General features: G+C 70.9%; 23 protein-coding genes. 7 read left to right on the top strand and 16 right to left on the bottom strand.

All coding sequences use genetic code 11. The annotated features are described in order from the left end of the window. Positions 1-11 precede the first annotated feature (11 nt). A complete protein-coding gene (locus tag IE317_RS32560; protein WP_191315201.1) occupies positions 12-773 on the top strand; it encodes a TrmH family RNA methyltransferase in 762 nt (253 codons plus the stop codon). Between the two features lie 4 nt (positions 774-777). Here IE317_RS32560 and IE317_RS32565 read toward each other — a convergent pair whose 3' ends face one another. Further along, positions 778-1152 carry an HAD-IA family hydrolase gene (locus IE317_RS32565; RefSeq protein ID WP_191315230.1) on the bottom strand — a complete coding sequence of 125 codons (375 nt, stop codon included), beginning with the start codon at positions 1150-1152 and terminating at the stop codon, positions 778-780. Positions 1153-1337: 185 nt separating this feature from the next. Here IE317_RS32565 and IE317_RS32570 point away from each other — a divergent pair, with 185 nt between their 5' ends. Next, on the top strand, positions 1338-1787 hold the full coding sequence (locus IE317_RS32570) for an Rv3235 family protein (protein ID WP_191315202.1): 450 nt from the start codon (positions 1338-1340) through the stop codon (positions 1785-1787). A gap of 151 nt (positions 1788-1938) precedes the next feature. On the opposite strand, the gene IE317_RS32575 is transcribed toward IE317_RS32570, so the two are convergent. From IE317_RS32575 to mtrA, 7 genes are all read right to left on the bottom strand, one after another. Beyond that, positions 1939-3141 (bottom strand): cytochrome P450, encoded by a 1203-nt coding sequence (locus tag IE317_RS32575; RefSeq protein WP_191315203.1) that lies wholly within the window; start codon positions 3139-3141, stop codon positions 1939-1941. A 70-nt stretch (positions 3142-3211) separates the two neighbouring features. Continuing rightward, positions 3212-6106, bottom strand: coding sequence for a preprotein translocase subunit SecA (gene secA / locus IE317_RS32580; protein ID WP_191315204.1), 2895 nt, complete (start codon positions 6104-6106; stop codon positions 3212-3214). Between the two features lie 297 nt (positions 6107-6403). Next, the gene (hpf, locus tag IE317_RS32585; RefSeq protein ID WP_191315205.1) at positions 6404-7084 is read right to left on the bottom strand and encodes a ribosome hibernation-promoting factor, HPF/YfiA family; all 681 of its coding nucleotides are present in this window, start codon (positions 7082-7084) and stop codon (positions 6404-6406) included. A 721-nt stretch (positions 7085-7805) separates the two neighbouring features. Further along, positions 7806-8543 (bottom strand): ComF family protein, encoded by a 738-nt coding sequence (locus IE317_RS32590; RefSeq protein WP_191315206.1) that lies wholly within the window; start codon positions 8541-8543, stop codon positions 7806-7808. 14 nt (positions 8544-8557) lie between these two features. Then, positions 8558-10267 carry an LpqB family beta-propeller domain-containing protein gene (locus IE317_RS32595; RefSeq protein ID WP_191315207.1) on the bottom strand — a complete coding sequence of 570 codons (1710 nt, stop codon included), beginning with the start codon at positions 10265-10267 and terminating at the stop codon, positions 8558-8560. Next, the gene (gene mtrB / locus IE317_RS32600) at positions 10264-11994 is read right to left on the bottom strand and encodes an MtrAB system histidine kinase MtrB (protein WP_191315208.1); all 1731 of its coding nucleotides are present in this window, start codon (positions 11992-11994) and stop codon (positions 10264-10266) included. Before mtrB ends, IE317_RS32595 begins: the two co-directional genes overlap by 4 nt. 7 nt (positions 11995-12001) lie before the next feature. After that, on the bottom strand, positions 12002-12679 hold the full coding sequence (gene mtrA / locus IE317_RS32605; protein ID WP_005150760.1) for an MtrAB system response regulator MtrA: 678 nt from the start codon (positions 12677-12679) through the stop codon (positions 12002-12004). 337 nt (positions 12680-13016) lie between these two features. Between mtrA and IE317_RS32610 the strand changes: the two genes are divergently transcribed. Next, positions 13017-13802 (top strand): IclR family transcriptional regulator, encoded by a 786-nt coding sequence (locus IE317_RS32610; protein WP_191315209.1) that lies wholly within the window; start codon positions 13017-13019, stop codon positions 13800-13802. Here IE317_RS32610 and IE317_RS32615 read toward each other — a convergent pair. Beyond that, positions 13799-14767, bottom strand: a complete 969-nt coding sequence (locus tag IE317_RS32615) for a helix-turn-helix transcriptional regulator (RefSeq protein ID WP_191315210.1) — start codon at positions 14765-14767, stop codon at positions 13799-13801. The genes IE317_RS32610 and IE317_RS32615 overlap by 4 nt on opposite strands. Positions 14768-14831: 64 nt before the next feature. Between IE317_RS32615 and IE317_RS32620 the strand changes: the two genes are divergently transcribed. Continuing rightward, positions 14832-15281: a hypothetical protein gene (locus IE317_RS32620; RefSeq protein ID WP_191315211.1), complete on the top strand. Its 450-nt coding sequence runs from the start codon at positions 14832-14834 to the stop codon at positions 15279-15281. 57 nt (positions 15282-15338) lie between these two features. After that, a complete protein-coding gene (gene solA, locus IE317_RS32625; RefSeq protein ID WP_191315212.1) occupies positions 15339-16469 on the top strand; it encodes an N-methyl-L-tryptophan oxidase in 1131 nt (376 codons plus the stop codon). On the opposite strand, the gene IE317_RS32630 is transcribed toward solA, so the two are convergent. From IE317_RS32630 to IE317_RS32640, 3 genes are all read right to left on the bottom strand, one after another. Further along, positions 16458-17111 (bottom strand): dTMP kinase, encoded by a 654-nt coding sequence (locus tag IE317_RS32630; RefSeq protein WP_229903039.1) that lies wholly within the window; start codon positions 17109-17111, stop codon positions 16458-16460. The two genes, solA and IE317_RS32630, sit on opposite strands and share 12 nt — an antisense overlap. Before the next feature lie 62 nt (positions 17112-17173). Further along, positions 17174-17923, bottom strand: coding sequence for a hypothetical protein (locus tag IE317_RS32635; protein ID WP_191315213.1), 750 nt, complete (start codon positions 17921-17923; stop codon positions 17174-17176). Beyond that, on the bottom strand, positions 17920-18495 hold the full coding sequence (locus IE317_RS32640) for a papain-like cysteine protease family protein (RefSeq protein ID WP_191315214.1): 576 nt from the start codon (positions 18493-18495) through the stop codon (positions 17920-17922). Before IE317_RS32640 ends, IE317_RS32635 begins: the two co-directional genes overlap by 4 nt. 247 nt (positions 18496-18742) lie before the next feature. On the opposite strand from IE317_RS32640, the gene IE317_RS32645 reads away from it, so the two are divergent. Then, entirely contained in the window at positions 18743-19741 is a 999-nt protein-coding gene (locus IE317_RS32645; RefSeq protein ID WP_191315215.1) for a hypothetical protein, read from the top strand. Between the two features lie 195 nt (positions 19742-19936). Here the strand turns inward: IE317_RS32645 and IE317_RS32650 are convergent, their stop codons facing one another. The 3 genes from IE317_RS32650 to ahcY all read right to left on the bottom strand — a co-directional run bounded on the left by IE317_RS32650 (position 19937) and on the right by ahcY (position 22241). Continuing rightward, a complete protein-coding gene (locus tag IE317_RS32650; protein WP_191315216.1) occupies positions 19937-20386 on the bottom strand; it encodes a type II toxin-antitoxin system VapC family toxin in 450 nt (149 codons plus the stop codon). Continuing rightward, the gene (locus IE317_RS32655; RefSeq protein WP_191315217.1) at positions 20380-20667 is read right to left on the bottom strand and encodes a CopG family ribbon-helix-helix protein; all 288 of its coding nucleotides are present in this window, start codon (positions 20665-20667) and stop codon (positions 20380-20382) included. Before IE317_RS32655 ends, IE317_RS32650 begins: the two co-directional genes overlap by 7 nt. Positions 20668-20768: 101 nt before the next feature. Next, positions 20769-22241 carry an adenosylhomocysteinase gene (ahcY, locus tag IE317_RS32660; RefSeq protein WP_191315218.1) on the bottom strand — a complete coding sequence of 491 codons (1473 nt, stop codon included), beginning with the start codon at positions 22239-22241 and terminating at the stop codon, positions 20769-20771. A 92-nt stretch (positions 22242-22333) separates the two neighbouring features. Between ahcY and IE317_RS32665 the strand changes: the two genes are divergently transcribed. Continuing rightward, on the top strand, positions 22334-24592 hold the full coding sequence (locus IE317_RS32665) for a hypothetical protein (protein ID WP_191315232.1): 2259 nt from the start codon (positions 22334-22336) through the stop codon (positions 24590-24592). Between the two features lie 51 nt (positions 24593-24643). Here IE317_RS32665 and IE317_RS32670 read toward each other — a convergent pair whose 3' ends face one another. Next, entirely contained in the window at positions 24644-25330 is a 687-nt protein-coding gene (locus IE317_RS32670) for an LPXTG cell wall anchor domain-containing protein (protein WP_191315219.1), read from the bottom strand. Between the last annotated feature and the right edge of the window lie 219 nt (positions 25331-25549).

Here is a 25549-nt window from a genome sequence, read left to right on the forward strand (position 1 = left end):
GACTGCGGGGTGTGGGTGATGAGTCGACTATCTCGCCGAAGGACCGCTTCCTGACCGTGTACGGGCGGAAGCCGGTGCTCGAGGCACTGGCGGACGACGGCCTGCGCGTGGACAAGGTGATTCTCGCCGACACCGCCCGCGGTCCCGGCGCGGCCGAGATCACGCGCGCGGCGAAGGCCGCCGGCGTGCCGGTGCAGCGCGCCAGCGCCCACCGCGTCAAGGTGCTCGCCGGCAACGGCAAGCAGGACCAGGGCGTGCTCGCCGACGTCGTCGCGCCGCGGATGCGAGCGCTTTCCGCGGCGCTGGCCGACCGGCGGCCGCCGTCGCGGGTGCTGCTGCTGGACGGCATCACCACACCCGCGAACGTCGGCATGATCCTGCGGACGGCGACCGCGGCGGGCCTGGACGGCGTGATCGTGCCCCGGCGGGGTGTCGCGGCGCTGGACCCGCTGGTGGTCAAGGCCTCGGCCGGGGTGGCGTTCCGCGCGCCGGTGCTGCGCTGCGGCTCGGCGGGCGAGGCCGCGGAGATGCTCGCCGAAGCCGGCTACGGGCTCTACGCGCTGGGCGCGTCGGCTCGCACGACGGTGTTCGACGTCGACCTGCCCCAGCGCGCGGCGTTCGTGCTCGGCGGCGAGACGGCCGGGGTCGGGCCGGAGGTCGGCGAGCTCGTCACGGAGTGGCTGTCGATCCCGATGCCCGGTGACGTCGAGTCGCTGAACGTCTCGGCCGCGGCCGCGGTGCTGTCGTTCGAGCTGGTCCGCCGCGCGCGCTGACTGTTCACCCGGCGGCGAACAGCACCGCGAGTTCGTCCAGCGTCTCGCTGACCGACCGGTGGTGCACCCCGACCATGCCCGCCTCGACGGCGCCGCGGATGTTCGCCGCGGAGTCGTCGACGACCGCGCAGCGCGCGGCGGGCAGCCCGAGCCGGTCGGCCGCGATCAGGTAGACCGCCGGATCCGGCTTGGCCACGCCGACCTCCCCGGAGAACACCAGAGCGTCGAAATAGTCGGACATCGTGTCCTTGACCTCGTCCGACGCCCCCGGGGCGTTGGACAGCAGCGCGGTGCGGACGCCGCGCTCGCGTGCGGCCGCCAAGTAGTCGTAGAACCGGCCGGCGTCGGGATCGGTGAGAACCCCCGCGAAATCGACCAATAGCCCTTTCAGCACCCGGCACACCATAGCTGTGGCGACCAACCGTGTCTCGCAGTGCGGGCGGTTTACCGCATCGGTCGTGCAGAATCCACGGCTTCGGCAGTTCTCCCCCGGATCGTGCGATTCCGGTGTCCTTTTCCCCCGTTTCCGCCTCTAAGCGAATGCCGAGTCAGGGAGGGCAGGAAATGATCGAGGAACATCGGTTGCGACGGCTGATGCACTGCGAGGTGCCGGGCCGGGCGGAGGGGGCGACGTCGAGGGAGCACCACCGCGGCGACCCGCGGTGCCCGGCGCCGCCGCAGCTCGAAGCGGGCGAAGTGGGTCACCTGCTGAACATGCTGCTGGAGGCCTACGACGGCCGCCGGCCGGCGGCGCAGGTCCGCGCCTTGGTCGCTCCGGAGGTGTACGCCGGTCTCACCGGGCCGCGACGGCCGCGGCCACGGCACCGGACGCAGACGATCCACACGTGCACCCCGGCACCGGAGGTCGTCGAGGCGTGCGCCCGCGTGGAGGCGGACGGCCGGTCGTTCGCGCTGGCGGCAAGATTCGTCCGCACCCCGGCGGGCTGGCGGTGCGAGCGGTTCGCCCTGTTGAAACCGCAGCAGCCGGCCCACCCGCTCCGGTGGGCGGCATGAGATCGGACGGCGAGGGTCGCTCACCACCGCAGCCGACCCCGAGCGCCCCAAGGTGGCCTTGGTTGCGTCTGACGCACCGAAGGCCACCTTGGGGCGCTGCCCGACCTCGGACCCGCGGGACCGGCCAGGCGGGAACGCCTGCTCGCCGGAACTAGCCGCTCGTCACCGGGAGGGCCGCCAAGCCGCGCAGCGTCGTCGTCGGGCTCCACTCCGGGTTTCCCGCCGAGGTCAGCTCCGGGCGGCGGCGGGCCAGCTCGCGGAAGGCGATCCGGGCCTCCAGCCGCGCCAACGGGGCTCCCAGGCAGAAGTGGATGCCCTGGCCGAACGCCAGGTGCCGGCCCGGCTCCCGCGCTGGGTCGAAGGATTCGGGGTCCGAGCCCGTTGCCGGGTCGCGGTTGGCCGCGCCGATCACGACCACCACCTGACTGCCCTCCGGCACGGCCAGCTCGCCCAGCGCCGTGTCGCGCAGGGCCGTGCGGGCCGTCAGCTGGACGGGTGAGTCGTAGCGCAGCACCTCCTCCACCACGCGCGCCGCGTTCTCGCCCTCCGTGCCCAGCGGCTTGAGGCCGTCCTGGCCGTGCAGCAGCGCCCAGACGCCGTTGCCGATCAGGTTCGTCGTCGTCTCGTGGCCGGCGATCAGCAGCAGCGTGAGCGTGACCAGCAGCTCGCCCTCGCTGAGCACGTCTCCCGCGTCCGACACCGCGACCAGCGCGGACAGCAGGTCGTCCCCCGGCTCGCGGCGCCGCTGCTCCGCCAGCTCGCGGAAGTAGCCCACGAACGACTGCCGCGCCCTGACCGCCGGTTCGAACGTCTCCGGGCGCTGCAGGAACGGCGGGTCCAGCGCCCGCGCCATCGCGTGCGACCACTCCGCGAAGCGCTCGCGATCGTCCAGCGGCACGCCGAGGAGCTCGGCGATCACCTCGACCGGCAACGGCTTCGCGAGCGCCGTCATCAGGTCGAACTCGGCCGGGGCGCGGTCGATGAGCGCGGCCGCGATCTCCTCGATGCGCGGCGCCAGCTGCTCGACCATGCGCGGGGTGAACGCCTTCGCCACCAGCCGCCGCAGGCGCGTGTGGTCGGGCGGGTTCAGCGACAGGAACGCCCGGACCACGCGTCCCGATGCGTCGACCGGCTGGTCCGGGAGGCGGTCCGCCGGGTCCAGGTACTCGGGTTCGGGGTGCCCGAACGCCGGGTCGCGCAGCACCCGCGTGGCCTCGGCGAAGCCGCTGACCACGAACATCCGCTCGTCGAGGGCCGCGACCGGCCACCGCTCGCGCCACCGCCGGTACGCCGGGTATGGGTCCGGCCGCCGCTCGGCGGCGAACAACGCGAAGAACTCCTGCGGATCCGCCAACTGCTTCCCCCTCACGAAAAGAACCGGGGTGCGCGCGGACCACCGCACGCACCCCGGCACTCCGGCTACATCAGCGACGCGGGCCCTTCTTGCCCTTCTTCTGGGCGTCACGCTGGGCGGCGCGACGGTCCCGGCGGGTACCGCCGGCGCCACCGCCCGCGGCCTGCGCCCCGCCCTCGACGTGGGACTCGACCTCGCCGTCCTCGCCCGGGCCGGACAGCATCATGCCCGACGGCTGGCCACCGCCGCCGAGCCCCTTGCCGCGCAGCGCGGCCGGGACGGACTCGGTGTCGGTCGTCGGCGGCTGCGGCGGCGCCGGCCGCGCGTGCCGGCCCTCCGAGGGCGCGGCTGCCTGGCCGTTGCCGGTCGGGACGCCCGTCGGCAGCGCCGCGGCCTGCTCGGCCGGCGGGGCCTCGGCGCGCTCGACCTGCAGGTTGAACAGGAAGCCGACGGCCTCCTCCTTCAGCGAGTCGAGCATCGCGCGGAACATGTCGAAGCCCTCGCGCTGGTACTCGATCAGCGGGTCGCGCTGCGCCAGCGCCCGCATGCCGATGCCCTGCTTGAGGTAGTCCATCTCGTAGAGGTGCTCGCGCCACTTGCGGTCGAGCACCGTCAGCATCACCTGGTGCTCCAGGGTCCGCATGCCCTCCGGGCCGACGAGCGCGTTGATCTCCGCTTCCCGCTTGTCGTAGGCGTTGCGGGCGTCCTGGATCAGGGCTTCGCGCAGGGTGCTCTCGTCGAGGTCGCCGTCCTCCATGAGGTCGTCCCACTCGATGCTCACCGGGTACAGCGTCTTCAGCGCCGTCCACAGCTTCTCGTGGTCCCAGTCCTCGGCGTAGCCGTTGGCCGTCGCACCGTCCACATAGGCGTTGACGACGTCGACGAGCATGCCCTCGATCTGGTCGCGCAGGTTCTCGCCGGCCAGCACGCGGTGGCGCTCGGCGTAGATCACCTTGCGCTGCTCGTTCATGACCTCGTCGTACTTGAGGACGTCCTTGCGCTGCTCCATGTTGATCTGCTCGACCTGGGTCTGCGCGCTCTTGATGGCCTTGGAGACCATCTTGTGCTCGATCGGCACGTCGTCGGGCAGCCGCATGGTCGTCATGACGCGCTCGACCATGGTCGCGTTGAAGCGGCGCATCAGCTCGTCACCGAGCGACAGGTAGAAGCGGGACTCGCCCGGGTCGCCCTGACGGCCGGACCGGCCGCGGAGCTGGTTGTCGATGCGGCGCGACTCGTGGCGCTCGGTGCCCAGGACGTAGAGCCCGCCTGCCTCGCGGACCTCTTCGGCCTCGGCCTTCGACTCCGCCTTGACCTGCTCGAGGACCTCGGGCCAGGCGGCCTCGTACTCCTCGGAGTGCTCGACCGGGTCCAGGCCGCGCTCGCGCAGCACCTGGTCGGCGATGAGGTCCGGGTTGCCGCCCAGCACGATGTCGGTACCGCGGCCCGCCATGTTCGTGGCGACCGTGACGGCGCCCTTCTGGCCGGCGCGCGCGACGATCAGCGCCTCGCGGTCGTGGTGCTTCGCGTTCAGCACCTCGTGCGGGACGCTCAGCTTCACCAGCAGCTTCGACAGGTGCTCGGACTTCTCGACGCTCGTCGTGCCGACCAGCACCGGCTGGCCCTTTTCGTGCCGCTCGGCGATGTCCTCGGCGACGGCCTCGAACTTGGCCTGCTCGGTCTTGTAGATCAGGTCCGCCTGGTCGACGCGGATCATCGGCCGGTTCGTCGGGATCGGCACCACACCCAGCTTGTAGGTCTGGTGGAACTCCGCGGCCTCGGTCTCGGCCGTACCGGTCATCCCGGCCAGCTTGTCGTAGAGCCGGAAGTAGTTCTGCAGCGTGATCGTGGCGAGGGTCTGGTTCTCGGCCTTGATCTCGACCTTTTCCTTGGCCTCGATCGCCTGGTGCATGCCCTCGTTGTAGCGGCGGCCGTGCAGGATGCGCCCGGTGAACTCGTCGACGATCATGACTTCGCCGTTGCGGACGATGTAGTCCTTGTCGCGGTGGAAGAGTTCCTTCACCTTGAGCGCGTTGTTCAGGTACCCGACCAGCGGGGTGTTCGCGGCCTCGTAGAGGTTCTCGATGCCGAGCTGGTCCTCGACGAACCGGACGCCCTTCTCGGTGACGGCCACGGTGCGCTTCCGGACGTCGACCTCGTAGTGGTACTTCGAGTTGATCAGGTTCGTCTTCTCGACGCGCTCGCGCGACCCCATGGTGGTCGTGTCGATGCCCTGCATCAGCGGGGCCAGACGCGCGAACTCGACGTACCAGCGCGAGGACTGGTCGGCCGGGCCGGAGATGATCAGCGGCGTGCGGGCCTCGTCGATGAGGATCGAGTCGACCTCGTCGACGATGGCGAAGTTGTGCCCGCGCTGCACGCAGTCGTCGAGGCTCCACGCCATGTTGTCGCGCAGGTAGTCGAAGCCGAACTCGTTGTTCGTGCCGTAGGTGATGTCGGCGTTGTACTGGGAGCGCCGCACCTCCGGCTGCTGCTCCGAGAGGATGACGCCGACCTCGAGGCCGAGGAAGCGGTGGATGCGGCCCATCCACTCCGAGTCGCGCTTGGCCAGGTAGTCGTTCGTCGTGACGACGTGGACGCCCTTGCCGGGGATGGCGTTGAGGTAGGCGGGGAGGACGCAGGTCAGCGTCTTGCCCTCGCCGGTCTTCATCTCGGCGACCTGGCCGAGGTGCAGCGCCGCGCCGCCCATCAGCTGGACGTCGAAGTGGCGCTGGCCCAGCACCCGCTTGGCCGCTTCCCGGACGACCGCGAAGGCCTCCGGCAGCAGCTCGTCGAGGGATTCGCCGTCGCCGTTCCGCTTGCGGAACTCCTCGGTCTTGGCCCGCAGCTCGGCGTCGGTCAGGTCCTTGACGTCGTCTTCGAGGGTGTTGATGTGATCGGCGATGTTGCGCAGCCGCTTCACCATCTTGCCCTCACCCGCGCGGAGCAGGCGGTTCAGCACCATCCGGTCGACCTCACTAGCTGAATATGAGCGCGCCCAGGCCGGTCCCGGGCAGGTTCTCCCGCGGTGGCGGCCGTGTTCGGCGCCACCTTCCCACCCCCATCGTAGGGAACGGTGGCCGTGGTGTGCACACGCCGTACGTCCTGAGAACCTTATTCAGCCGTCGGCCGGCGCGAATGTCACCGTAGGCGGACGACCTGCGGCCCGTAGCGCCGGCCTCACCAGAATAAGGTTCAGACATGCGGAGGACCCGCACGCGAGCACGTGCGGGCCCTCCTGCCGACCTCCTTCGAGCCCGGCTCAGCCGAGCCGGATCACGCCGTAGTCGAAGCCTTTCCGCCGGTAGACCACGCTGGGCCGGCCCGCTTCGGAGTCGTTGAAGAGGTAGAAGTCGTGGCCGACCAGCTCCATCTCGTAGAGAGCCTGGTCCACCGTCATCGGTTCCGCGGTGTGCTGCTTCTCGCGAACGACGCGGCCGGGCTGGTGACCCAGGTCGTCGTCGGCCCAGCTCTGCTGCTGCGGCAGGCGGATCTCGTCGGCACTCGCGAAGCCGTTCGCCTGCGGCTCGGGTGCGTCCAACACCGCGGTACGCGCGGCGGGACTGGCTGCGGCCGGGGATCCACCACCCGGCAGCGCCGAGGTCGCTTCGGCGACCGATTCCGGGCGGCTGCGGCCGTAGTGCACGCGCCTCCGGTCGTGTGTCCTCCGCAGCCGGTTTTCCAGCTTGGTGACTGCGGAATCGAGCGCCGCGTAGAAGTCGGCGGCACACGCTTCGGCGCGTACGGCCGGGCCTCGCCCCTTTCCGGTGATTTCGACGCGCTGGCAGCTCTTGGCCTGGCGCCGGTTGGGTTCGTGGAACAGTTCCACGTCGTACCGGATGACTTTCCTGTCGTAGCGCTCGAGGCGGGCCAGCTTTTCGCTGACGAGTGCCCGATAGTGGTCGGGCACCTCCACGTTGCGGCCCTTAACGACGATGTCCATACACGACCTCCCTCGCTGAGATGACTGCGAGCTGTTGTGTTCACACACGGCGCCGGTATTGCGGGGACGTAAGCCCGGATCGCGGGCTGAGAAGGAACTCGGAAACGGTGGACGACGTCTCGTTCCGGTGACCGAGCGCGGACTCAGCGCACCTCCGGCGCCAGGGACATGGGCTCGTCACCTCCCTGCCTGCGGGGATTGCTGATTGCGGAGCACGTTAGCTTCCTCACGCCCGTTACAACAGCCCCCGAGCCGGGGGATGTCAGGGGTTGGGACTCGGTCACCCCGCGCAGTGATCGCGAAGTGGGCACCGCAAAACACCCGCTGGTCGGACGCGGCGCGCGTGCCGTGCTTTCACACGGACGGCGCACCGGTGCCTGCCGGTGGACGCCGAGGGTGACGGCCCCGTCCCGCACAGCCGCCACCCCGGTGGAGTGGTGTGGCGGCCGAGTGATCGTGATCGACACCCTCATGCCCGGACAACGGGCGCCGATCCGTTCGCGTTCCCGGTTGCCGTCACTCATGTAGGTGACGGCAGGTTCACCCGGGGGCGAGAAGCGGTTTTTCGGGTGGTTTTTGTGGGTTGAACTGGGACGGGATGGCTCGGGACGGTGGTGGATCGCGGTGAGGCGCGGAACCGGTACCACGGAATTCGCCAGCGTTCTGCGCGCTTCGCGGGGAAGGTCCACAGTGGTTCGCATGGGTTGTCCGTTCGCTCGTTTCAGCCGGCGGCCAGGAGGGTCAGGACGGCGGACACCGTGAATCCCGCCGCAGTCAGCGCCCGGGTGCAGGCCGCCGCGGTGGCGCCGGTGGTGATCACGTCGTCGAGGACCACGATGGCGGCTCCCGGAGGCGGACGGCCGGCCTCCCGGAATTTCAATCGGCCGGCCAAATTGGCTTGGCGTTGCTCGCGGGTCAGGCCGACGGCGTCGCGGGCTGCGCCGGCCAGTTCCAATGCCGGGGCGACCGTGGCCTTGATGCCGTGGGCGGCCAGGGTGGTTACGGCCGCGTGGGCGAGGCGCTCGACGTGCGGGCCGCCTCGGACCCGTGCCGCGGAAGGACGGCTTGGGGCCGGGACGAGGCAGATCGGTCGCGCTGAGGGGGCTGCCGGGATCGTGGGTGCAGCCTCCACCACCGGCAGCACCGCCAACGCCTCCGCGAGCGCCCGCCCCAGCGACGGCGCCAGGTCCCGGCGACCGCGCTCCTTGTACGCGATCAGCAACCTCCGCCCCACCCCGCGGTACCGGGCCAGTGCGAACACCCGCACCAACCCCGCCGTCGGCCCGCGCACCACCTCCCGGGCCGCACCCCACACCGCCGCACACCGGGCACAACACGGCTCGCCCCGGGCTCCGCACGCGGCGCAGCGGCTGGGGATCAGCAGATCGAGCAGTCTCTTCAGCACACCGACAGTGTCACGACCGGCACCGACAGTTCCGGACCTCCGGCCGTCACCCACCGGAGTGAAAAAGATCAGCCGGGATAGAAGGGGTCCGCGTCCTTCATCGTGTGGCTGTGCGGACGCCACACCTCGCCCAGCGCCGACGCGGTCCACAGGCCGTTGGCGTCCGCCACCACGATCTGGTGGTCGGGAGCCGCCGTCACGCCGTGGACCGTCGGGGTCAGGTTGCTGCTGTTGAACGGGTCCAGGCGCTGGCCGTCCACCGTCACCTTGACCACCGGCCGGGACGACGACTTCGTCGCCACCACCAGGGCGTCCGACGCGACCCAGTCGACGTCGACGACGTCCTCGAGTTCGTGCGGCTGGAGGTGGCGTGGTTCGCGCAGGGCCACCGAGTCGCCGTTGACGACCACCGAGGCCACCCACAGCTCGCCCTTGACCACCGCCGCGACGCGGGCGCCGTCGCGGGAGAACCGGAGCTCCGTGAGGTCGCCCTGCTGGGTCAGGTCCGTGGCGTTGACGCTCAGCGCCGTCCAGTGGCCGTTCTGGTCGAGCACCATCCGGCCCACCGACAGCCCGTCGACCACCGTCCACAGCTCACCGGTGCCGGGACGCCACGTCGGGCGGGTCAGCGAACTGCCGCCGAGGGGGGTCAGCGCCAGGTCGCGGCCGAGGTCGCCGATCCGCAGGTGCACACCGTCACCGCCGCGCTCCACCACCGCCAGGCGCTTGCCGTCGATCGACTGGGCCGCGCTCACCACGTCGTACCCGCCGTTGCCGGCCGGCCCGGCCACCAAGGCGCCGTCGCTGAGGGACCGGACCCGGCCGCCGACCGTCATCATGCCCAGCAGCTGCGGGCTGATCGACAGCGAAGCGCCGTACGCCGGCAAGTCGTTCTGCCGCCAGTCGGGGTGGTTCGGCACGAGCGGGGCGCCGTCGGCGAGGATGCGGATCCGGGCCGACGTGACGTACTGCAGGGACAGCACGATCTGCGCGGCGATCAGGTTCCGGATGTCGTCGGGCACCCCGGTGAGCCCGGTCAGCGGCACCACCAGCGTCCCGTCGTCGAGGCTCTTGACGTTCGTGTCGATCTCGATCGGCTCGCCGAGCAGGTTCTTCACCGCACCGGCCAGGCTCGTCGACGGTCCGCTGACCAGCAGGTCCATCACCCGGCCCGGCAACCCGGACTGCGGCTTCGCGACGACGTACCGCCGATCGGGGACGAACGTGGCCGACGACTCCGAGTAGAAGCTCACCGGCACCGGGGTGTAGTTCTCGCTGAAGTCGGACTCGGTCGCGTACAGGTCGGCGGGCGGGTCGACGATCCGCCACTGGTTGTTCGCCTGCTTGCGCACCTTCACCTGCAGCAGCGCCGAGGTGTAGTCCGGCACGAACGCGCTGTTCTGGTCCAGCGTGCCGATGTCGATCCCGCGCACGTTGACGACCTGCGTGTTCGGGTCCGGCGGCGGGGCGGTGTCGTAGACCGTGCCGAAGGTGTCCTGGATGATCGTCAGGCTGCGGCTCGGCCGCCAGTTCAGCCGGCTCTGCTCGTCGAGGTAAGCCCGGGCGGCGGCGTTGTTCTGCCCCTGCTTGAGCGTCGCCCCGATGAACGCGCGGACCAGCGACAGCGGGTCGATGTTCAGCGGCGGCTCGGGCACCACGTCACCGGCGCTCTGCCCCTGCCGCTCGCCGGGCACGACCTGCGGCTGCGATTCCAGCGGCACGTTCGCGCACCCGGCAAGCAGGACAAAACACAAAGCAGAGAGCAGAAGCCGTTTCACTGACCGATTCCCTCACGTTCCGCGAAGATCGCCTCCGGCGCCGACGCGACGTCGATGACCCCGAGCGGCACTTCGGTGGCGAACCGGTCGGGCGGCGGCAGCACCAGCGGCGGGTCACCCGCGGGCACGTCCTGCTGCCGCGGCAGCACGAGCCGGAAGCAGGCGCCGTTGCCGGGCTCGCCCCACGCGTCGAGCTCGCCGCCGTGCAGGCGCGCGTCCTCCTGGCTGATCGCCAGGCCCAGCCCGGTCCCGCCGGTGCGCCGGTTGCGCGACGGGTCGGCGCGCCAGAACCGGTTGAACACCAGGTCCGCTTCGCCGGGCCGGAGGCCGACGCCGTGGTCCCGGACCGTGATGGCGACGGCGGTTTCGTTCGCCCCGACCGTCAGCACCACCGGCTTGCCCTCGCTGTGGTCGACGGCGTTGGCGAGCAGGTTGCGCAGGATCCGCTCGACGCGCCGGGCGTCGACCTCGGCGATCACCTCTTCCTCGGGCAGCACGAGTTCCACCGAGCTGCCCGCGTTGCCGGCGATCACCCGCACCTGCTCGACCGCACGGGTGGCGATCGGGCGGACGTCGATGAACTCCGCGGCCAGTTCCTCCACCCCGGCGTCGAGCCTGCTGATCTCCAGCAGGTCGCCGAGCAGCGCTTCGAACCGGTCGAGCTCGTCGACCAGCAGCTCCGTCGACCGCGCGAGCCCGGCCGGGAACTGCTCGCGGGACGCGTGCAGCACGTCCGCGGCCATCCGGACGGTGGTCAGCGGCGTGCGCAGCTCGTGCGAGACGTCGGAGGTGAACCGGCGCTGCAGGCCGCCGAACTCCTCCAGCTGGCGGATCTGGCGCTGGATGCTCGCGGCCATCCCGTTGTAGGACACCGCGAGCTTCGCCAGGTCGTCTTCGCCGAGCACGGCGAGCCGCTGGTCGAGGTCGCCGCCGGCGAACTGCTCGGCCGCCGCGGCGGCCTGCCGGACCGGGCGGACCACCTGCCGCGTCACCAGGTTCGTGATGCCGGCCAGCAGGAGCAGCAGCACGAGCCCGCCGACCAGCAGCGTGTTCTGCACCGTCGAGACCGTGTTCTGCTCGGTCGTCAGCGGGAACAGCAAGTACAGCTGCAGCGGGGTGGACACGGTGCTCAGCGGCGTACCGACGATCAGGTACGTCGTGCGGCCGCCCCCGGTGTCGTCGGGGACGGTGTGCTCGAGGAAGCTCATCTGGTCGGCTTCGACGAACTGGCGCAGCCGCGGCGGCACGTTCTCGAACGGGCCCGCGGACGACGGCGGCTTCGCGCCGGGCTGGCCGTTGCCGCCGCTGGCGAGGACCGGGACGAACGTGCCTGCCGCCGACCCGGCCGCGTCCTGGCTGGTCGGCGTGATCGCGATCTTCTTCAGCGCGTTCTGGAGCCGGTTCGTCAGCGCCTCGTCGGTCTCGGAGCCGAGGCCGACGAGCTCGCCGGCGGCCGTCTCCGCCGCCGCGCGGGTCTGCGCGACCGCCGCCGTGCGCTTGGTGTCCAGCAGCCGTTCGGTGATCTGGTTCTGCAGCACCATGCCGAGCACGAAGACCACGGCCGAGGAGAGCGCGAGCGTCGAGACGGTGACGCGGAACTGCAGCGAGTGCTTCCACAGCTCGTTGAACGCGACCGCGCGACGGCGCGCGAAAACGACGACACGCCGCACCAGGCGTGCCGTCGAACGCGCGAACGCGGGGAGCCGTCTTCCGGTCTCGAGGGTCATCGACTCATCACGGCGGGCCGGCCTTGTACCCGACGCCGCGAACGGTCAACACCACCTCGGGGTGCTCCGGGTCCTTCTCCACCTTCGAACGCAGGCGCTGGACGTGCACGTTCACCAGCCGGGTGTCGGCCGCGTGCCGGTAGCCCCACACCTGCTCGAGCAGCACCTCGCGGGTGAACACCTGGCGCGGCTTGCGGGCCAGCGCCACCAGCAGGTCGAACTCCAGCGGGGTCAGCGGGATGGCCTTGCCTTCGCGCGTGACCTCGTGGCCCGGCACGTCGATCGCCAGGTCGCCGATGGTGAGCGACTCCGCGGGCTCGGCCTCGGTGCGGCGCATGCGGGCGCGGACCCGCGCGACCAGCTCCTTGGGCTTGAACGGCTTGACGACGTAGTCGTCGGCGCCGGACTCCAGGCCGAGGACGATGTCGACGGTGTCGCTCTTGGCGGTGAGCATGACGATCGGCACCCCGGACTCGGCGCGGATCGCCTTGCAGACGTCGATCCCGTTCATCCCGGGCAGCATCAGGTCGAGGAGGACGAGGTCGGGCTTCAGCTCACGCAGCGCGGGCAGCGCGCGTGAGCCGTCGGCGACCACCGCCGTGTCGAACCCCTCCCCACGGAGCACGATGGTGAGCATCTCCGCGAGGGCGGGGTCGTCGTCGACCACGAGAACACGTGCCTTCATGTCCACATATTCGCACTAGTTCCGGCGCCCGCACGCACGACCCGCGTGTTTGACCACCAGAAAGATCAAGATCGCCGTCCCCGCCTGCTCCATCCGGGTGCCGGTACCGGCCGCTTTGGACGGTCCGTGGAGGCTGCGCCGGGATTCCGGCGCAGCCTCCACGGACCTGAGAGAAGGGATCAGGGCACCGACTGGCCGGATACCCGGCGATTCGGTGAAAGTTGCGCATAGTGAGACTCTGTGCCTCTTCCGCAACAATCCGGGTTCGAGGACGTCCTCGTCAAGGGATTCGCCCACTCAGCCGATAGGAACCCCCCGAAACGGATACTGTTGCGCCATGCGGAACCAGGACTCGGGCAACGCAACTCAGAGCCAGGTGCAGTCGGTCGACCGGGCCATCAGCGTGCTCGAACTGCTCGCGCGCAACGGCGAAACCGGCATCACCGAGATCGCGGGCGAACTGGGCGTCCACAAGTCGACGGCGTCACGCCTGCTCAGCGTCCTGGAGACGAGAGGCCTGGTCGAGCAGCTCGGCGAACGCGGGAAGTACGCCATCGGCTTCGGCGTCGTCCGGCTGGCCGGCGCCGCGACCGGCCGGATGGACCTCGCGAAACTGGGGCGGGCCAGCTGCCTGGCGCTGGCCGAGGAACTGGGCGAGACGGTGAACATCGCGATCGCCGACGACGGCGTCGCGATCAACATCAGCCAGGCCCGCGGCTCGGCCGCGATCACCACGCAGAACTGGACGGGCCAGCGGACGCCGCTGCACGCGACCTCGAGCGGCAAGGTCCTCCTGGCCTACATGGGCGAAACCGAGCGCAAGCGAGTGCTGAAGCGGAAGCTGGAGCAGTACACCCCGCGCACGACGGTCGAGCCGGAAGAGCTGCTGGCGGAGCTGGAACGGGTCGTCGAAGACGGTTATGCGGCCTGCTACGAAGAACTCGAACTCGGCATGCACGCCGTCGCCGTGCCGATCCACGGCCCGGGCGGGGAAGTCGTCGCCGCGATGAGCGCTTCCGGGCCGTCGTACCGGCTTTCGAAGCAGCGCGTGAAGCAGATCGTGAAGCCGATGACGGAGGCGGCGGACGAGCTTTCCGCGCAGCTGGGGTACTTCCGCGACTAGGGGTAGAGCCGCGCCATGGCGCGGATCGTCTTTCCCATGTGCGCCACCAGTTCCGCGGGCGCCAGCGCCTGCGCGTCCGCGCCGAGCCGCAGCAGCCCGGCGGCCGCGTGGGGCACGCTTTCCAGCGGGATTTCCGCGCGCTGCCAGCCTTCGGCGTCTTCGGGTTCGAGTGTCCGGGCGACGAGCCGCGCGGCTCGCGGGCCCAGGATGTCCGGCAGGGCCGCGATTCCGGCCGGGGAAAGCCGCACGACGGCGGTCTCCGCTTCTTCGCTGCCTTCGTAGCGTTCGACGTGCGCGCGCCAGAACGCGGGCAGGTCGAAGCCGGCCGGCCGGGTGAACTGCTCGTCGAGCGCGCGGAACTCTTCGATGTTGGCGACGCGGTAGGTGCGCGGCCGCGGCCCGGCGACCAGGTACCAGACCCCGGCCTTGAGGACCAGGCCGAGCGGGTGCAGCCGCCGCGTCACGACACCGGGCGCCGGCGACCAGCGGCGGTAGCGGATCTCCACGACCCGGTCCTGCCACAGCGCTTCCGCGGCCGCGAGCAGCTGCGGCACGGGATCCGCTTCGCGGTACCAGCCGGGCGCGTCGAGGTGGAACCGCTGCCGGATCCGCACCGACGCGTCGCGGTACGGCGTCGGCAGCGCGGCCATCAGCTTGAGCTCGGCGGCGGCCACCTGGGCACCCAGTCCCAGCTCGGCGGCCGGCTGCGGCAGCCCGGTGAGGAACAGGGACCCGGCTTCGCCTTCGGTCAGCCCGGTGAGCCGGGTGCGGTAGCCGTCCATCAGCTGGTAGCCGCCGTTCGGGCCGCCTTCGGCGTAGATCGGGACACCCGAGGCGGCGAGCGCTTCGACGTCCCGGTACACCGTCCGCGCGGTCACGCCGAGCTCCGCCGCCAGCCGGGCGGCGCTCATCCTCCCCCGGTTCTGCAGCAACAGCAGCAGGGACACCAGCCGGCTCGCACGCACCCGGCGGAGTTTGCCAGCCACCACTGACAAAAGGTGTCAGTGGTGGCCCCTCAGGATCACCGGCATGAACGACTTCGACTTCTTCATCGGCTCCTGGACCGTGACGAACCGGCGGCTCGCCAAGCCCCTGACCGGCAGCGACGACTGGAGCGTCTTCCCCGGCACGTCGACCTGCTGGTCGCTCTTCGAGGGCGGCGGCAACGTGGACGAGATCGCCTTCCCCACCCTCGGCTTCCGCGGCTGCACGCTCCGGCTCTTCGACGTCGAGCGCGCGGAATGGTCGCTGTACTGGGCCAACAGCCGGACCGGCGTGCTCCAGCCACCGGTCACCGGCCGCTTCGAAGGCGGCCGCGGCGACTTCTACGGCGACGACACGCACGAAGGCGCGCCGATCAAGGTGCACTACGCCTGGACGGGCATCGAAACGGCCACCCCGCGCTGGGAACAGGAGTTCTCCGCCGACGGCGGCCGGACCTGGGAGGCCAACTGGGTCATGGAGTTCGCCCGCGCTTGACAACGGCGTCGCGCATCACGCACGTTGTTGCCGAAGACGCAACTGCGGAAGGGTGCCATGACGCACTACGACGTGATCGTCGTCGGTCTCGGCGGAATGGGCAGCGCCGCGGCGTACCGGCTGGCTCAGCGCGGCCGGCGGGTGCTCGGCGTCGACCAGTTCGCACCGGTGCACAACCGCGGGTCGAGTCACGGCGGTTCGCGGATCACGCGCCAGGCGTACCTCGAAGGCCCCGAGTACGTGCCGCTGCTGCTGCGGGCCCACGAACTGTGGGCCGGTCTCGAGCGCGACAGCGGACGGCGGCTGTTCACCCGCTGCGGCGGGATCATGGTCGGCACGGCGGATTCGCGGACGATCACCGGCAGCGTGGCGTCGGCCCAGGCCTTCGGCATCCCGCACGAACTCCTGGACGCGGCCGAAATCCGGCGCCGGTTCCCCACGATGGCGCCGGCCCCGGACGAGGTCGCGCTGTACGAGCCGGGCGCCGGGCTGGTGTCACCCGAAGGCAGCGTCGCCGCGCACCTGCAGCTCGCCGCGCGGTGCGGCGCCGAACTGCACCACGAGGAGAAGGTCTTCACCTGGAGCACCACGGCCGGCGGGGTGCGCGTCGGGACGTCGCACAACTACTACACGGCCGACCGCCTGGTGCTGTGCCCCGGCGCGTGGGCCGGTGAGCTGCTGCACGGCTTCGGCGTCACCTTCACGGTCCGGCGGCAGGTGCAGTACTGGTTCGCGCCGTCGGGCGGGATCGCACCGTTCCGGGACCACCCGGTCTACCTCTGGGAGGCCGACGGCTACACGTTCTACGGCTTCCCGGCGCACAACGCGCCCGCGGACGGCGTGAAGGTCGCGTTCCACGGCGGCGGCCGGACGTGCACGCCCGACGGCATCGACCGGGCGGTGTCCGGCGACGAGGTCCACGAGATCGCGTCCGTGGTGAAGCGGCACCTCCCGACGCTGCCCGGTGCGTTCCTCCGGGCCGCGACCTGCATGTACACCGACACGGCCGACGAAAGCTTCGTGCTCGCCCCGCACCCGGCCCAGGAGCGGGTGGTGCTCGCGTGCGGGTTTTCCGGCCACGGCTTCAAGTTCGCGCCGGTGATCGGCGAAATCCTCGCCGACCTGGTCGTCGAGGGCGCCACCGCGTACCCGATCGCGCAGTTCGACCCGGTCCGGCTACTGCCCTAGCAGCGTCGTCGCCAGTGCTTCGAGGTCCACGCCCGCGACGCCGTCGAGGACGTGCCACGGCGCGAGCCAGCCCGACGCGGCCAGCTCGTCGTAGACGGCCGCGCACCGCCGCTGCAGGCCGTCGTCGGTCTCGAAGGCGTCGCGCTCCCGGCCGGTTTCGGTCTCCGCACGCCGCTCGGCGCGCTCGGCCGCAACCGCCGGGGCGACGCGCAACAGCAGGTGCGCGTCCGGACGCGGCAAGCCGAAGCGGTCGACCTCGAGCTCCCACACCCACTTCACGACTTCGCCGGCGGCGTCCTGGCGCAGGCGCGCGGCCGCGTACGCGGCGTTGGAAGCGACGTACCGGTCCAGCAGGACGACGTCGTGCGCGCTCCGCAGCGCGCGGATCTCGTCGGCGGCGCCGCTGCGGTCCAGCGCGTAGAGCATGGCCATGCCGTACACCGAGTCGGCGAGGTCGCCGTGCCCGCGGTGCAGCGCCTCGCGGACGAGGTCCGCGTGCACGCTCTTGCCGTAGCGGGGGAACGCCAGCGACGCGACACTCGCGCCCTTCGCGCCCAACGCCGTCGTCAGCCCGTCCGCGAGCGTGCGCTTGCCCGCGCCGTCGAGCCCTTCGATGACCACCAGTCGACCCACGCCGGTCACAGTAACGGTGGTGGACCGGCGGGCTCGGTGGAAGGGGATCGACGCCGAGCCCGCCGGTTCGTCTATGCGGCGTGCCGCCGCAGGTGGAGCACGTACCCGGCGCCGCTGACGGCCAGCACGCCGACCAGGATCAGCAGCGGCACCCAGCCGGTGTCGTGGCCGGACGGCGCCGCGCCGCCGTCGCCGCGGGGCATCACCTGGGACGTGGCGTCGAAGCCGCCCGCCTCGCCGTCGCGGGAGTAGGCCGAGCCGGGGAGCTTGTCGGCGTAGCGATTCCCGACGATCTGCTGGTAACCGGCGATCGCCCGGCCGTCGGCCAGCGAGGTCACCTGGCCGTCGCGGACCGCGTACCAGGCGTCGACCTGCGGTTCGTGCAGCAGCTGGGCGCCCGCGGGCAGCTTCCTGGCGTACTCGCCTTCGACGTCGCCCGAGGCGATGTTGCCGATCTGCCAGGTGCCGTCCGCGCCGCGGACCGACCAGAGCGTCGCGGTTCGGCCGTCGGAGGCACGCGCGGGGATCGCGAAGTAAGCGAAGTCACCTGGCGCCGCGTCGGGCTTGCCCGCGACGAAGTCCGGCGACAGCTCGTACACGGGGTACGCGTCCGGGGCGATCTGCACCTGCACCGGACCGTGGGCGTCCGGCGCCTGGGCGAAGAACCGGACGAGGACGTCCTGGAACCCCGCGGCCGCGCGGTGCGACTCGGAGGCGTCGGCGCTGCTGATGCCGGCGGCCTGGGCCGCGCCTGACACCGGAGCCGTCATCAGCAGCGCCGCGCCGGTCAGCACGGCGAGCACGAGCGCCCGCCTGCTCATCGGGCGATCCCGGTGAGCGTGTGCGTCCAGGTGAAGGACGAATTGTGCGCGTAGTACCCGTAGGTCGACCAGTTGTAGCGCTTGGCCGGGCCGGGGTCGCCCCAGAACACCCAGTCGCCGCGGGTGTCGTAGCCGTAGAGGACGTGCACGTGGCCGCCGCCCGAGCGGTAGCCGACGCGGGTCTCGACCGGCCGGTTCGCCGCGGTCTGCGTCCGGACGTCGGCGTAGGAGATGCGCCGGTCGAGGTAGCGGCCGGGCGAGCCGAAGCCGAGCCGGGCGAACGCGCGCTGCGGGTCGGCGAGCGTGCCGGGGAGGTTGGCGCAGTCGGTGCCGGTCTCGTCGTGGGCGAGCTGGCAGAACCGCGTCTGGCTGACGGCCGCGCCGTGGTAGGCGGCGATGGTGGCGCCCGCGCCGGCCCAGCACCACTGGTTCTTCTGCTGGAGCTGCAGGGCGATCTGGTTGCGGTAGGTCGGCGGCACTCCGGGCGCGGCTCCGGCGGTGACCGGCGCGACCAGGCACAACAGCAGGCTCACGGCCAGTACGGCGTGGACCTGGCTCGACTTCACCAGCACAGATGGCCTCCTGTGGAGGAGTGGGCGAACCAGCGGTGGTCACAACGGTGAACAACGCGGTCACAAGGAGCAAGAACGCCATCCGGAGGAACGGACCGTTCCGGGGGACAGCCGGAACGCGGAACGCTCACCTCAACGAGGCCAACCACCCTGAACGGGGGTCGGCACGGCCACTCTACGCTGCTACCGTGAACGTTCCGCGGTGTTCACGCCCAGCGCACACACTGGTCGGGTGAAGGGACGAGCGGTGGCACAAGACGGGAACCTCCCACTGATCATCGATGGCGCCCGCACGACCCGGGCATCGGTCGCCGAACTGCCGAAAGAGCTGACCGAGGCACTCCGTACCGGCGAGTTCCACCATGCGCTGAGACTGGCGATCGCCTACCGCGGCCTGTCGCTGGCCCGGCTGCGCGCCCACCTCGCGCTGCGCGGCGTCCAAATCGGACAGTCGACGCTGAGTTACTGGCAGCGCGGGCTGCGTCAGCCCGAGGTGCCGAAGGCGCTGCCGGCGGTCCGGGCGCTGGAATCGGTCCTCCAGCTGCCCGCGGACGCACTGGTGGTGCTGATCGGGCCGCGACTGGTCCGCCGAGGGCACCAGCCGGCGGCGTCGTTCCACGACCTGCGATCCGGTGACATGGGGTCGATCGTCGAGGACCTCCTGGCCGAGCTGGGCGCGTACCCGTCGTCGAACCACTACAACGCCGATTTGGAGCTGCTGTCGGTCCACGACACGATCACGTTCGACGCGGAACACCGCCAGGTCAGCCTGCGCACGCGGCTGGTGACGCGGGCCCGACGGCACGGGCCGGACCGGTATCTGACGGTGTACAACGGCGACCCGGGCTGCCGCATCGACGACGTCGAGCTGATCACGGACGAGGGCTGCCGGGTCGGGCGGATGCGCCGCAACCCGGACGCGGACACGATGGCGACGGAGCTGCTGTTCGACCGCAAGCTGGCCGAGGGCGACATCCACGTGTTCTGCTTCGAGGTCCGCGACGACTCGGGGTCGGCGTCGCCGGGGTACTACCGGATGCTGCGGGACCGCTGCGCGAGTTACCTGGTCCAGCTGCGGTTCGACCGGAACGCGCTCCCGGCCCGGTGCACACGGCAGGTCCGGGCCCGCGACGACGCGCTGCCGGTGGTGGCGGAGGAGCTGCCGTGCGACATGGGCGGGGTGAGCAGCGCCTTCTTCAGCGACGCCGGACCGGGTCTGGCCGGCGTCGCCGTGGAGTGGAACTAGGGGCTCGATGCCCCGCTGATCACGCGTGATGCCCCGCCAGTCACGCGTGATGCCCGGTTGCGCACGGCCGGACCGGGTCGGCTCGCGTGCTCAGTGCTGCGAGTCGCGTGATCAGCGAGGCATCTCGCGTGACTGAAAGGGCATCTTGCGTGATTGGGTGGGCATCTCGCGCTCGCTCGTAGTCGAGCACGGCCATCACAACACCTCGAAACCGTTGGCCTTGGCCGCATCGGCTTGGCGCTCGTCACGGGTGACGAAGGTGACGGGTTCGCCGCCGGTGAGTTCCGCGGTGTCGTGCATGGCGACCGCGATGTGGATCGCGTCCAGGGTGCGCACCGGGTAGTTCTCGGTGACCAGCCGCCGCGCCGCCGGGATGACCCGATTCGGGTTGAAGGGGATGAGCACCAGGTCACCGTCCGGGGAGGCGAGGTGATCGAAGTGCGCCAGCATCGCCGCCGGATCGGGAATCCGGCCGGTCCGTTTGGCGGCCGTCATGGCACCGGCGAATTCGATGCGGGTGAAGTCGCTGCTGACCACCGGGGCAGCGCCCTCCAGCAGCAGCTTGCGGAACTTGTCGTGCTCCGGCTCATCGTGGAGGTAAGCCGTGACCAGCGCGCTGGTGTCCACGTAGAGCACGGTCACCACTCCCCTCGGGTCCAGTCGAGCGCTTCGCTCACAGCCGTGCCCCAACCACGAGACATTTCTTCGAGCTCATCCAGGGTCGGCACGTGAGCCGGGGGTTCCACGTTCACGACCTTGCCTTCGGCGATCATGCGCCGCTTCCATTCCGCACGAGTTTCCGTCTTCGCCACGATTCCCCTCAACGCCTCTGTGACCAGGTCGTTCATGCTGCGCCCCTGGGCTTCGGCCAGCGCCTTCAGCCGGGCGTGCAGCTCGTCGTCGATCCTCGTGATCAACTGCTTCACGACACCATGATAACACGTCACCCATTCGTGCTATCACTGTCACGAGCGCAGAACGAAGGGCCGCCCCGAACACTTTCGGGGCGGCCCTGACCAGCGAAAACTCAGTACCGATAGTGCTCCGGCTTGAACGGGCCTTCGACGTCCACGTCGATGTACTCCGCCTGCTCCTTGGTCAGCTTCGTCAGCTCCCCACCCAGCGCCTCCAGGTGAATGCGAGCCACCTTCTCGTCGAGCTTCTTCGGCAGCCGGAAGACCTCGTTGTCGTACTCCTCGTGCTTGGTGAACAGCTCGATCTGCGCGATCACCTGGTTCGAGAAGCTGTTCGACATCACGAAGGACGGGTGCCCGGTCGCGTTGCCCAGGTTCAGCAGGCGCCCCTCGGACAGCACGATGATCGTGTTGCCGTTCGGGAAGATCCACTCGTCGACCTGCGGCTTGATGTTGATCCGGCGGATGCCCGGGTACCGGGCGAGCCCCGCCATGTCGAGCTCGTTGTCGAAGTGGCCGATGTTGCCCAGGATTGCCTGGTGCTTCATCTTCGCCATGTGCTCGACCAGCACGACGTCCTTGTTGCCGGTCGTCGTGATCACGATGTCGGCCTCGGGCAGCGCGTTCTCCAGCGTGCGGACCTGGTAGCCGTCCATCGCCGCCTGCAGGGCGCAGATCGGGTCGATCTCCGTCACGATCACGCGCGCGCCCTGGCCGCGCAGGGACTCCGCCGCGCCCTTGCCGACGTCGCCGTAGCCGCAGACCACCGCGACCTTGCCGCCGATCAGCACGTCGGTGCCGCGGTTGATGCCGTCGATCAGGGAGTGGCGGATGCCGTAGCGGTTGTCGAACTTGGACTTCGTCACCGCGTCGTTGACGTTGATCGCCGGGAACAGCAGCTCGCCCGCCGCCGCCAGCTGGTAGAGGCGCAGGACGCCGGTCGTGGTCTCCTCGGTCACGCCGCGGATGCCCTGGCCGATCTTCGTCCACTTGTCCTTGTCCGACGCCACCGAGGCGCGCAGCAGCTCGAGGAACACGCGGAACTCGTCGGAGGTGTTCTCGTCCGGGGTCGGCACGACGCCTGCCTTCTCGAACTCGGTGCCCTTGTGCACCAGCATCGTGGCGTCACCGCCGTCGTCGAGGATCATGTTCGGACCCTCGCCGTCCCAGGTGAGCATCCGCTCGGTGCACCACCAGTACTCCTCGAGCGATTCGCCCTTCCACGCGAAGACCGGGACACCCTTGGGCTCCTCGGTCGTGCCGTGCGGGCCGACGACGACGGCCGCGGCCGCGTGGTCCTGTGTCGAGAAGATGTTGCAGGACGCCCAGCGCACCTCGGCACCCAGCGCCACCAGCGTCTCGATCAGCACCGCGGTCTGCACGGTCATGTGCAGCGAGCCCGACACGCGCGCCCCGCGCAGCGGGTAGACCTCCGCGTATTCGCGCCGCAGCGCCATCAGTCCCGGCATCTCGTGCTCGGCGAGGCGGATCTCCTTGCGGCCGAACTCGGCGGCCTCGAGGTCGGCGACGGCGAACTCGATGCCGTTGCGGGTCTCGTGCCGCTTGGCAACGCTTTCGGGGGTCATAGTGGCGATTCCTCCAAGACTCGATGACACCCGAACACTACCGTTGTCCGCTCGACTGTCCCTAGAAGTGTTAGGAGGCCCTTACCGTGCCCATGCCCGGCCCGGACACCCGCGTCGTGGAAATCCGCGTCGCCGGGCTCGTGGGCACCAGCGGGGAAACGCTGCTCGACGCGGTTTCGACCGTCGACGTCGCCGGCGACGGACTGGGCCGCGTGATCCGCCCGGCGGACCGGCTGCGCCGCCCGGCACCCGGCCCGGTGCTGCCGGCGCTGGGCCGGTCGATCCCGCGGACCCTCGAGGGCTACCTCTGGCACGGCATGACCTCGGGCGGCGCCGCGAAGGCCACCTGGGCGCTGCTGTTCCCGTTCTCCCTGGCCAACGTCTGCTTCTGGATGCTGCCCCCGGTCCCGCCGGAGAGCCGCCTCGCGCGCGGCCTCGCGGCCGTCTGCCGCGGGCTGCTGCGCGTCGGCGCCCTGCTGCTGACGATGCTGCTGATGGGCCAGCTCGCGGCGATCGCGCTCGACCTCTTCGCCGCGCAGTGCCTCGCGCCCCGGTCGGGCTGCCTGTCGGTGGTCCCCGACGTCCTCCGCACGACGGCCGCCCGGATCGCCGTCGGCGTGCTGCCACTGCTCGCCGTGATCTTCGTCCTGCACCGGATCTCGAGCGCCACCTGGGCGGTGCACGCCGACGGCGACCTCACCGGCGGCCCGCTGCGGATGCGCGCCGACCCGGAGACGCCGGCGCTGCGCTGCCTGCACACCGTCGCGGCGCTGGCGTCGGTCGCGCTGCTGCTGCTCGGCGGGCCGTTCCGCGTGCCGGACGGCAGCGTGGACCTCGTGGCCTGGATCGTCACCCTCTCCGTGGTGCTCGCCACCGTCGTCGCCGCGGCGATCGGCGTCGACACCGGCCGGTTCGCGCGACCCGGCGTGCTCGCCTTCGCGACACTGCTGGTCGTCGTGGCCGCGGCGCGGTTCCGGCCCGGCACCGGCCCGCTGCCGGGGACGAATGGTGTCGTCGAAGGCCTCGGCGCGGCCCTGGTCGTCGTCACCGTGCTGTTCGCGCTGTTCCTTGCCCCGGCGGCGCTGCTGGCCCGACCCGGCTGGAAGCACAAACCACAGCGGCTGCGGCCGTGGCTGGGCGGCTGGGCGGCCGCGCCGGTACTCGCGCTGGCCGGCCTGCTCGGCGGCGGGTTCGGTGCCGGGCTCGCCGAAGCGCTCCGACGTCTTTCCGGGGCGGAACACCTGAAGGTGCCGGACACGTACTTGCTGGTCACGGTCCTGTGGGGCGCCGGGCTGGCGCTGGCCGCGGTGCTCGGCGTGCTGGGTTTCGCGGTCGCCGTCCCGCTGCGGCGGCTGCGGCGGGGCATCCCCGAGATCGTCGAGCTGATGGAGCACGACGAACGGCAGGAGGCCCAGGCCGCGGCGGCCTGGGCGCGGTCGGCGTGGGAACGGCGGCACCTGCACCACCTGGCACTGGCGGTCGCCTGCGCGATGTCCGCGGGTGGGGCGGGCCTGCTGGTGCTGCGGTTCGGGTTCGGCCTGGTCCCCGGCTGGTTCGGCCCGCTGTCCGCGATCGGCGTGGTCGCGCTCGGCGCGCTGGCCGCGGGCCTGCTGCGGGTGGTCTACACGGCCGCGCGCACCCCGCAGCGCAGCCGGCACCTCGGGGCGCTGGCCGACCTGGTCTGCTTCTGGCCGCGGGCGGCGCACCCGACGGTCCCGCCCTGCTACGCGCTGAAGGTCGTCCCGGAGCTGGCCGCGCGGGCCCGCGAGCACCTCGCCGACCCCGGCACGCGCGTGGTGCTCTCCGGCTACAACCTGGGCAGCCTGCTCACGCTCATGGCGGCCGCCCGGCTCGCAGCCGAGCTGCCGGAGGCGGACCTCGAGCGCGTCGGCCTGCTCACCGCCGGTTCGCCGTTGCAGTGGGGCTACCAGCGTGCTTTCCCGGCGCTGCTGCCGCAGGAAGCGCTGGAACGGCTCTTCGCCGACCTCGACGGCCGCTGGCGGGCCCTGTGCCGCGGCACCGACATCTTCGGCGGCGGCGTGACGACCTGGCGGCACTCGGTCGCCGACCGGCGGCTGCACGGCGTCGGCTTCCTGCCCGAGGGCGGCTGCGGCCCGGTGTCGGCGACGGCCGACGGCAACGGCGTGCTGATCCTCGGCGGCGACCACTGGCTGCCGGACCCGCTGCGCGGCCCGACCGGGCGGCACCGCTGGGCACCGGGGGTGCTCAAGCACCAGGACTACGTGGTCGACGCCGAATGGGACCACGCCGTCGCGATGGCGGCGGGCCTCGGCAAGCCGTCCTGGGGCGAGCAGGGATCGCTGTTCGGGGACCTGCCCCCGAAACGGTGAAGGCCCCTCGCGCGCGGAGCGAGGGGCCTTCGACCGGGAACTAGCTCAGCTTCACTCGGAAGCCTTGCGGCGGAACTTCAGCAGCGCGAGCAGGCCGCCACCGGCGGCGAGCAGCAGCGCGCCGACCCAGATCAGCCAGCTGTTGTCGAAACCGGTGTTGGCGAGGCCGCCGCCGGTGCCCGACTCGTTGCCCGCCGGCACGACGGCCGCGGCGGTGGTGCTGCTGGTCGGCGAGACGGAGGTCGGCGAGGTCGCCGGGGTGGTCGGCTTCGCGGTCTCGGACGTCGCCGGCGGCTTGGTCGGCGTCGCCGTCGTGGTGCTGGTCTGCGGCGGCTTGGTGGTCTTCGTGCCGCAGAGGAACCAGTCGTCGACCTTCGGCTGGCTGCCGTTGTAGTTGAACGGCGCGCGCAGGTCGTTCCACGGCGCGTTCTTGTCGAGCTTCTTGCCCGGCGTGTAGTCGTTGAAGCCGTCGTCGCCGCCGACGACCACGATGCGGGTGACCGTGACACCCTCGTTGACCGACTTGATGTTCAGCCGGGTGTTGTTCTTGGTCAGCTCGAAGACGACGTCCTTCTTGTCGAGGACCTTGCCGTCGGCACACGGCGTCGGCTTGCCCGGCGTCGGGTGGGGACGGTTGTCGTCGCTGTAGCAGGCCAGAGCGGAACCGGCGGTCCCGATGAGGGCAGCGGTGGTGAGCGCCATGACCGCCACGGCGCCGCGGAAGGAACGTCTGCGCATGAGTTCTCCAGTACCGAACGGGGGATGAACAGCAAAATCGGGGGTCGGCGTACCACTGCGCGTGAGAATCACGCGGCTGTAATTCACCCGTCAGTGGCACACGAAGGATCGAAAGGTATCGCACGTCACCCGACCGCTTACAGGGGGTCCCCCTTTGCGCATAAATCGCAAGATCCTCTTGATCAAGCCGTAACCTCGCATTAAGCAACCAAACGCAAA

It is taken from the genome of Amycolatopsis bullii (assembly GCF_014654205.1).
Lineage (GTDB): Bacteria > Actinomycetota > Actinomycetes > Mycobacteriales > Pseudonocardiaceae > Amycolatopsis > Amycolatopsis plumensis.

Excerpts from the sequence above, each read along its gene's own strand:
- IE317_RS32665 (WP_191315232.1), top strand. The coding sequence starts at position 22,334 with ATGCCCGGCCCGGACACCCGCGTCGTGGAAATCCGCGTCGCCGGGCTC.
- IE317_RS32570 (WP_191315202.1), top strand. The coding sequence starts at position 1,338 with ATGATCGAGGAACATCGGTTGCGACGGCTGATGCACTGCGAGGTGCCG.
- IE317_RS32620 (WP_191315211.1), top strand. The coding sequence starts at position 14,832 with ATGAACGACTTCGACTTCTTCATCGGCTCCTGGACCGTGACGAACCGG.
- mtrA (WP_005150760.1), bottom strand. The coding sequence starts at position 12,679 with ATGAAGGCACGTGTTCTCGTGGTCGACGACGACCCCGCCCTCGCGGAG.
- solA (WP_191315212.1), top strand. The coding sequence starts at position 15,339 with ATGACGCACTACGACGTGATCGTCGTCGGTCTCGGCGGAATGGGCAGC.
- secA (WP_191315204.1), bottom strand. The coding sequence starts at position 6,106 with ATGGTGCTGAACCGCCTGCTCCGCGCGGGTGAGGGCAAGATGGTGAAG.
- IE317_RS32610 (WP_191315209.1), top strand. The coding sequence starts at position 13,017 with ATGCGGAACCAGGACTCGGGCAACGCAACTCAGAGCCAGGTGCAGTCG.
- IE317_RS32670 (WP_191315219.1), bottom strand. The coding sequence starts at position 25,330 with ATGCGCAGACGTTCCTTCCGCGGCGCCGTGGCGGTCATGGCGCTCACC.
- mtrB (WP_191315208.1), bottom strand. The coding sequence starts at position 11,994 with ATGACCCTCGAGACCGGAAGACGGCTCCCCGCGTTCGCGCGTTCGACG.
- ahcY (WP_191315218.1), bottom strand. The coding sequence starts at position 22,241 with ATGACCCCCGAAAGCGTTGCCAAGCGGCACGAGACCCGCAACGGCATC.
- IE317_RS32635 (WP_191315213.1), bottom strand. The coding sequence starts at position 17,923 with ATGAGCAGGCGGGCGCTCGTGCTCGCCGTGCTGACCGGCGCGGCGCTG.
- hpf (WP_191315205.1), bottom strand. The coding sequence starts at position 7,084 with ATGGACATCGTCGTTAAGGGCCGCAACGTGGAGGTGCCCGACCACTAT.